This is a genomic window from Streptomyces sp. NPDC048277 (assembly GCF_040652235.1).
Classification (GTDB): domain Bacteria; phylum Actinomycetota; class Actinomycetes; order Streptomycetales; family Streptomycetaceae; genus Streptomyces.
Genome location: NZ_JBEZLQ010000067.1, coordinates 1 through 8,295, shown reverse-complemented (window position 1 = coordinate 8,295; position 8,295 = coordinate 1). Strand labels below are relative to the sequence as shown.

Annotated in this window: 3 protein-coding genes and 2 pseudogenes; 2 read left to right on the top strand and 3 right to left on the bottom strand. The window is 65.7% G+C overall.

Annotation, left to right across the window (positions count from 1 at the left end):
• Positions 1–1,015: 1,015 nt before the first annotated feature.
• Positions 1,016–1,356: pseudogene (locus AB0D85_RS51985) on the top strand (hypothetical protein); the annotation flags it as partial.
• A gap of 3,524 nt (positions 1,357–4,880) precedes the next feature.
• Positions 4,881–5,654 carry an SDR family oxidoreductase gene (locus AB0D85_RS51980; RefSeq protein WP_362338657.1) on the top strand — a complete coding sequence of 258 codons (774 nt, stop codon included), beginning with the start codon at positions 4,881–4,883 and terminating at the stop codon, positions 5,652–5,654.
• Between the two features lie 83 nt (positions 5,655–5,737).
• On the opposite strand, the pseudogene AB0D85_RS51975 reads toward AB0D85_RS51980, so the two are convergent.
• The 3 genes and pseudogenes from AB0D85_RS51975 to cofH all read right to left on the bottom strand — a co-directional run.
• Positions 5,738–5,997, bottom strand: a pseudogene (locus AB0D85_RS51975) (transposase); the annotation flags it as partial.
• Positions 5,998–6,304: 307 nt separating this feature from the next.
• A complete protein-coding gene (locus AB0D85_RS51970; protein WP_362338654.1) occupies positions 6,305–6,871 on the bottom strand; it encodes a hypothetical protein in 567 nt (188 codons plus the stop codon).
• A gap of 100 nt (positions 6,872–6,971) precedes the next feature.
• Positions 6,972–8,295 (bottom strand): 5-amino-6-(D-ribitylamino)uracil--L-tyrosine 4-hydroxyphenyl transferase CofH (gene cofH / locus AB0D85_RS51965; RefSeq protein ID WP_362338651.1); only part of this gene is annotated, 1,324 nt, incomplete at its 5' end.

The following is an 8,295-nucleotide window of genomic DNA, read 5'->3' as shown; positions in this document are numbered from 1 at the left end:
AACGCACAGTTTCCCAGCATTACCACTCTGGTACCGAACCTGCCGCCCACACCGTATTCGTCGCAGCAGAACCAGCACCCCCAAGGCTACGACCAATACTATCCCGAACAGTACTATTCCGATGCCGCCTCAGGTCCGGAACAGCCTACGGAACCCGGTTCGTACCAGATGGCCTCTGCTGCCAGCATGCTCCCCGCGCCGTCTGGCGAGCCTGGCAGGAACAACACTTCGTCGTCATCCCACCACCACAGCGGCCACCGCAACGGCGGCCACCGCAACGGCGGCCACCGCAGCGGTGGGGGACGCAGCGGTCGGAGCTAGTCGGGAGGATCCTGCACCCTCCGGCGCCGGAAGGAGCACCGCGGTGATGGGGGTGAACGTCTCCTCAGAAGCGATCTGCGCGGAGGCGGCGGCCTGCGGTCCGCCGCCTCTGCGTCCGAGTTGCCGGGCACGGGCAATACGGGTGCACCCCGCGTACGAGCAAAGCCCCAGCGAACACCCCCCGGCGTAACACAATTGGTCATCCGGCAGCGGGGACTGCGGTTCTTCTGCGACCGGCCGTCATGCCGGCGCGGCACCTTCGCCGAGCAGGCTGACGGACTGAGCGAGCGGTACCGACGCTCCAGCCTCGGACTGAAGCAGTGACCGCGGACCGTCACCGACGCGTTCGGCAACCGGGCCGGCGAACCGCGCTGCCACAAGCCACACTTGGCCGCCGGCCACAGCCAGGCTGCGGGAACTGCCGAAACGCCACCGCCCGGGCCATGACCCAACTGACAACCGGCATAAGGGACTTCGCCCGGCTCCTTGCTCCGCACGCCGACAACACCGACGCGCTCACCGGCCGGCTCGCCCAGGCCCGAGCAGCTGACCCGCCCCCTCTGCTTTGCCAACTTGGTTGGTGACGGTGTCGGTTGGTGCGGGGGCCGGGGGTGAGAAAGAGATGAGGCTCCTGGTAGAGGCTCCTGGTAGACGGGTTGTCGGCCAGGAGCAGCCTGTCCGTCCGGAGCTTCATGTGCTTGTCCGCCCATCGGGGATCGGTCTGTCCAGCTCGTCCCTTCGGTACCTGTCCCGTCGGCTGACCGCCCGGCACCGTGAGCTCGGTACACGGTGGCGTCGGCTTCCTGCGGACCGGCACGGTCCACGCCATCCGCGCCGCCCACACTCACGGCATCGTCAACGTCCCGGCCGAGGCCGGCCCCCTCTGCCGGGCCGACAAGGCGCACCAAGGAACCCGCGGCACGGTGCGGGTTCCCCACCGTGGCCACCCTCAAGAACCTGGCGGCTCCTCCGCAGGATCCAGTGCAAAACCATACATATCACCGCACTCGCCCAACCCTCCTCACCCTCCACCTCAACATCTCAAGCCGACGTCGGGAAAGGCTCACCGGCTGGACAGCCCCCAGCCGACTTGAACCACTGGCGGGGCGAGCACGTTGTGGAAACCAAGAAGAAGGATTCCGATCAAGGACCCCAATCCAAAACAATCCAGGAGAAGAATCGCAAACAATCGCAAATCTAACGGAATAGATTCCGCCCTCAAGCCCCTCGAATCATTCACTCCTGGTGCCAAACACAGCGCGGAAAAAGTTACAAGGGTTCTACGGAATCTCGCCGGGCTGCCTGCGTCGGTTCTACGGGACCTCGCTCATCATCCTGTGCCGAGGGATAACGCAACCGAGGGAGCCTCTTGGTCTACCGTTTCAAATTGGCTGGCCGGGCATACGGACGTAAGCCAAACGGCCCACAGGGAACTGGCCAAACAGGACCCCTATTTCCTCGGGTCTTGGATCGGCCGCACAGAGGACGGGAGCTCCGCAGCCGGGACCGACGTACAGTGCGACGCCTTCAACATATGCCAGCAACTACCAGCCGCAGAATCCAGCGGAAGCCTGCAGCTCGTACAACTCCTCGGCACCAGTGCCACATGAGCCGCCTGCCACAGCGTACGGCAGCTACGTACCGGATCCACCCTACACCGGAACATATACACCGCAGGCAGCGGCCCCTGCCGGATACACCTCCTATACCCCGGCCCCATCAGCCCCCAGCCCCATCACTCCCCAGCTTTCAAGAACTTCTCGCCGGCACATACCGCCCACCGACTCCGACACCGCAAAACCCCTACGGGACAACCGACCCAGCCAATTACACACCCGAACAACCCACCCCACTCCAAACAGCCCAGGCCGCCCGGATGAACCCCGCACCACAGCACGACAGGCTCGACCCCACCACACGAACCCTTCCCCCTCCCTGGCCCACCACAAGCGACCGCGCACACCACCACCAGGGCCAGGGCCGCCGCGGACCGGGACAGCGATAACCGTAGAGAAGAAGAATTCCAACCAAGAACCTCAATCCGAAACAGTTCAGGGATCACTATGCCAGTCGCCAAGGCCACGACAACACCATCGCAGATCCAAGAAGTTCTGAGGGAGGCAGCCAGGAATCCGACAGCAGAAAGGGAAGATATTGCATCTCAAACCGGATATCGCAAAGACTACGTCACTTCATGGCTCCTGGGGAAAACAGAAGGAAGCCGGGTGGCTTACCAGGGGCTGCTCAGGGAGGAGGGCGGACGCGCGATCCTGCAGGCGTTGTCAACCCGCACCGACGCACCTTACGCCTCAACGGTATTGAACGAGGCGCAACAGCCCGGATCAGATTCTGGCAACCAGTTCACCATGACATACGGTAAGGGTCGGGGCATCAGGCACAGCGAGACAGAAATTGCGGGGATCCTGAAGCAGTTCGCCGCGAACCATTCACTGACGCCGAATAATTTCAAGGGAATCCATCACGCCACCCTCTCCAAATGGCTGGAGGGAAAAACTCCGGCAAGCGTAACAGCCCACGCCATGCTGGACCCTGACACCCTGAAATCCCTGAGTGCGCATTCGCAGGCGCATCACGCCAAAGATCTGGTGCGTCAGAGGCAACAGGCCGGGTCGGGTCTTGGATCGGCCGCGCAGGGGACAGGGGCTTCGCAGTCAGGACCGACGTACTATGCGACGCCTTCAACATATGCCGGCAGCTACATCCCGGATTCGCATCAGTCATACGCCGGAACATATACGCTCCAGGCAGCGGCCCCTGCCGGATACCCCCCCTACACCCCGTCTCACACCTCGGCCACATCAGCCCTCAGCTACCAACCACCGCCCCAGGCCGAGACAATGCCGGCGGGCTACACCCAAACCCCGGCCCCATCACTCCCCAGCTTTCAAGAACTTCTCGCCAGCACATACCGCCCACCGACTCCGACACCGCAAAACCCCTACGGGACAACCGACCCAGCCAATTACACACCCGAACAACCCACCCCACTCCAAACAGCCCAGGCCGCCCGGATGAACCCCGCACCACAGCACGACAGGCTCGACCCCACCACACGAACCCTTCCCCCTCCCTGGCCCACCACAAGCGACCGCGCACACCACCGCCAGGGCCAGGGCCGCCGCGGACCGGGACAGCGATAACCGTAGAGAAGAAGAATTCCAACCAAGAACCTCAATCCGAAACAGTCCGGGGATCACTATGCCAGTCGCCAAGACCAGGACAACACCAGCGCAGATCCAAGAAGTTCTGAGGAAGGCAGCCGAGAATCCGACAGCAAAAAGGAAATATATTGCATCTAAAACCGGATATCACACAGACACGGTCACTTCATGGCTCCGGGGAGACACAGAAGGAAGCCGGGTGGCTTACCAGGGGCTGCTCAGGGAGGAGGGCGGACGCGCGATCCTGGAGGCGTTGTCAACCCGCACCGACGCACCTTACGCCTCAACGGTATTGAACGAGGCGCAACAGCCCGGATCAGATTCCGGCAACCAGTTCACCATGACATACGGTGAGGGTCGGGGCATCAAGCACAGCGAGACAGAAATTGCGGGGGTCCTGAAGCAGTTCGCCGCGGACCCTTTCCTGTCGATGAGTAGTATCGAGGGAATCCATCACACCACCGTCTCCAATTGGCTGAAGGGAAAGAGTCCGGCAAGCGTAACAGCCCACGCCATGCTGGACTCTGACACCCTGGAATACCTGAGTGAGCATTCGCAGGCGCATCACGCCAAAAATCTGGTGCGTCAGAGGCAACAGGCCGGGTCGGGTCTTGGATCGGCCGCGCAGGGGACGGGGGCTTCGCAGTCAGGACCGACGTACTATGCGACGCCTTCAACATATGCCGGCACCTACATCCCGGATTCGCATCAGTCATACGCCGGAACATATACGCCCCAGGCCGCGGCCCCTGCCGGACACCCCCCCTACACCCCGTCTCACACCTCGGCCACATCAGCCCTCAGCTACCAACCACCGCCCCAGGCCGAGACAATGCCGGCGGGCTACGCCCAGACCCAAGACACACCACTCCCCAGCTTTCAAGCATTCCTCGCCGACACATACCGCCCACCGACTCCGACACCGCAAAACCCCTACGGGACAACCGACCCAGCGAATTACACACCCGAACAACCCACCCCACTCCAAACAGCCCAGGCCGCCTGGATGAACCCCGCACCACGGCACGAAAGACTCGACCCCGCCACACGAACCCTTCCCCCTCCCTGGCCATCAGCCGATACCAACCAAAACCGGCGTCCCGGAAGTCGTGGACCACGGTAGAGCGAAGACCCGATCACCGCCTTACAGTGGCTGACGCAATGAGGCGGGTGTTCGTTGACGACCGTGTCCGAGGCGGGAGTCGAGCGTTTGATACAGCGCGGGGTAGGTGTTCATACATGGCTCTGGGGGCCGTCCGACGTGGTTCACCTCACCCCAGTGGAACTGGTGTCTCCCGCCGTATCTGGCATTTCTGCAAGGTGATCGCGTTACTTGCTGTCGCGACAACCTCTTGAACGTGTGAAAGGAAATTGGTGATGGCTGAGCAGGCGGGCACTTCCACTTCGGGGCGGTCGTGGGCGTTGGTGACTGGTTCGACCAGCGGAATCGGTCGTGCTACGGCGGTCGGCTTGGCGCAGGACGGGTACTCGCTCATCGTCACAGGTCGGGATCGGGATCGGGCTGCCGAGAGTCGTCGATCCGTGGAATCCGTAGGCGGCCGTGCGATTGATCTGATAGCCGATCTTGGTGATCCCGCGTCCGTGCGCAATCTTGTTGAACAGGTACGGGAGGCCATCGACGGCCCTCTTGATGTCCTGGTGCACAACGCCGGCGGCGGGGGTTTCGCGCCGACCGAGTCCACCCCGGACGAGATGTTCGACGCCGCGTTCAACGTCCACGCCAAGGCGCCGTTCATCCTGACGGGTGCCTTCGCCCCGGCCATGGCCGAGCGTGGCAGGGGGGCCATCATCAACGTGGGGAGCCTGAGCACCTCGATGGCCGCTGCCGGCACCGCCGCCTTCCAGGCATCGAAGGCGGCTTTGTCCATGCTGACCAAGTCGTGGACTGCGGAGTACGGTCCCAGAGGCGTCCGGGTCAACTGCGTCGATCCTGGCTTCATCCTCACTCCGGTGAACGAGGGCATCCGCGACATGTACGGGACGTACCTCTCTTCGCTGCCTGCCGGGCGTGGCGGAGACGCCGAGGAGGTGGCGCACGTGATCCGGTTCCTGGCGTCCCCCCAGGCGTCGTACGTTTACGGAGCAACGCTGGCCGTGGACGGTGGGAAGAACGCAGTGGTCGCCATGTGAAGACGCCAGCGGCAATGCCGAGACGTCCCCAGGCACACGGCCGCACTCGACATCACCTTCCTCTTCAGCGCGTTTTCTGGTGCGATGGGGAGCTCGCCGTCGTGCTCCAGCCGGGCCGAGCGGTGGGTCAGCCGAGGGTGGCCCCGGTCTCATGCCTGAGTTTCGGCCGTGCCGTAGTGCACGGTGTCGGTGGCCGTGGTGACTTCTGGTTCGGGTCAGGTTCGGGTTTGGCGAAGCGGAACTCCGGCCCGTGCTTCGGCGGTCGCCCACCCTGGGGACAGGCCAGGGCGTACTCCTTGGGCGAGGGCTTCGGCAGCCGCGTCACCCGGTCACTGCGGATCCTCCGACGAACCGCCCGCGTACACGCCGCCACCGCCCTCGGCGCCGTCGGCCCAGCCCGCACATTCCGGAATAGCCAGTTATGCCGGCGCTGGGCCGAACCTGCCTGTCCGGCCAGCACAAACTGCCTCACAGGGCACCAGTCGAGAAGACCCGCGAAGTGATGAGAGCGCATCACAATCAAGGCGCAGGACTGAGCGCAGGACTGGGGGGCGGGGTAAGCAGTCAGCAAGCGCGGACGGCGTTGTGGCAGCAGGAAAGGCGGGAGCGGCAGCACCCGGCCCCCTGACGCCGACGGCGCCTCCGGACGGCTACTTGACGACCGTCACCTTGGTGTCCGGCTCCGTGCCGAACGTCCACAGGGCCGCGCCGTCCGCCTTGGGCATGCGGATGCCGCTGGTCTGCTTGCCGGCGGCGGGCGGCGGGGAGGAGCCGTCGACCGCGTTGGAGAAGGCGACCGACAGGCCCGACTTCGAGGCGAAGTAGAGGATGTGCTCGATCTGGACGCCGTCCGAGCCCGTCGTGGACGCGCGGGTATGGGAGATCACGTAGGTGCCGGGGTCGGGGCTCACCGTCCCCGGCCACACCGTGAAGGTGCGGCTCGCCTTGCCGGTCGCGTCGACCAGCCACACCCGCTTGTCGCCGAGCGCGTAGACGACCCGGCGGCCCGTGCCGGAGGCCGCCGGCACCTCGGGGGCCTTCACCGGGGTCGGCGACGCGGAGGGGTGGGCGCCCGCCGACGCGCTCGCCGACGGGCGGACCGCCGCGGCCGTGGGGTGCGGCCCCTTGTCGGCCTGTACGGCGAGGAAGACGACGGCGACCGTCGCCCCCGCCGTCAGACCGGTGACCGTGACCCAGGAGGGCAGTAGGGCAGCCACGGGTACACATCTCCTCCACTATGAGGCCCCCTGTACATACAACAGAGGTCAGATCATCGTACCGGGCGCCCGTCCACCGACCGCTCAGTCCACCGACCGCTCAGTCCAGCACCGGCAGCAGCTCCGGCAGATGCCCGTCGGACGCCTCCGCCGCCCGCTGCCGTTCCTCCGGAACCTCGCCGTACAGCGTCGTGCGGGGCCGCGCCGGACGGCCCGCCGCCTCCGCCACGGCGATCAGGTCCCGTACCGACTTGTAGGAGCCGTACGACGAGCCCGCCATCCGCGAGATCGTCTCCTCCATGAGCGTCCCGCCCAGGTCGTTGGCGCCCGAGCGGAGCATCTCCGCCGCACCCTCCGCACCCAGTTTCACCCAGCTCGTCTGGATATTGGGGATGTGGGGGTGGAGGAGGAGACGGGCCATCGCCGTGACGGCCCGGTTGTCGCGCATGGTCGGGCCGGGGCGGGAGATGCCCGCCAGGTAGACCGGTGCGTTGGTGTGGATGAAGGGCAGCGTCACGAACTCCGTGAAGCCGCCCGTGCGCTGCTGGATGCCGGCCAGGGTGCGGAGGTGGGCGAGCCAGTGGCGGGGCTGGTCGACATGGCCGTACATCATCGTGGAGGAGGAGCGGATGCCCACCTCGTGGGCGGTGGTGACGACCTCGATCCAGGTGGCGGCCGGCAGCTTGCCCTTGGTGAGGATCCATCGCACCTCGTCGTCGAGGATCTCCGCCGCCGTCCCCGGGATGGTGTCCAGCCCCGCCTCCTTCGCCGCGGTCAGCCACTCCCGGATCGGCATGCCGGTGCGGGTCGCGCCGTTGACCACCTCCATCGGCGAGAAGGCGTGCACGTGCATGCCGGGGACGCGTTCCTTGACCGCCTTCGCGATGTCGAAGTACGCGGTGCCGGGCAGGTCGGGGTGGATGCCGCCCTGCATGCAGACCTCGACCGCGCCGACGTCCCACGCCTGCTGCGCCCGGTCGGCGACCTGGTCCAGGGAGAGGGTGTAGGCGTCGGCGTCGGTGCGGCGCTGGGCGAAGGCGCAGAAACGGCAGCCGGTGTAGCAGACGTTGGTGAAGTTGATGTTGCGGGTGACGATGTACGTCACGTCCTCGCCGACGGCGGTTTTACGGACGTCGTCGGCGATCCTGGTCAGCGCGTCCAGCGCGGGGCCGTCGGCGTGGAAGAGGGCCAGGGCCTCCGCGTCGGTGAGCTTCGTCGGGTCGTCGGCCGCGGTCGCCAGGGCCGCGCGGACGTCCGTGTCGATGCGCTCCGGTGCCATGCCGGGGGCGGCCGCCTCGCGCAGGGCGCCCCAGTCGCCGTACACCTCGTCGAAGTCGTCGCGGCGGTCGGTCGTACGGCCCTCGGTGTCGATGGCGGTGTGGAGATCGGTGCGGCCGGTCGCGACGAAGACCTCCTCCGGCTCC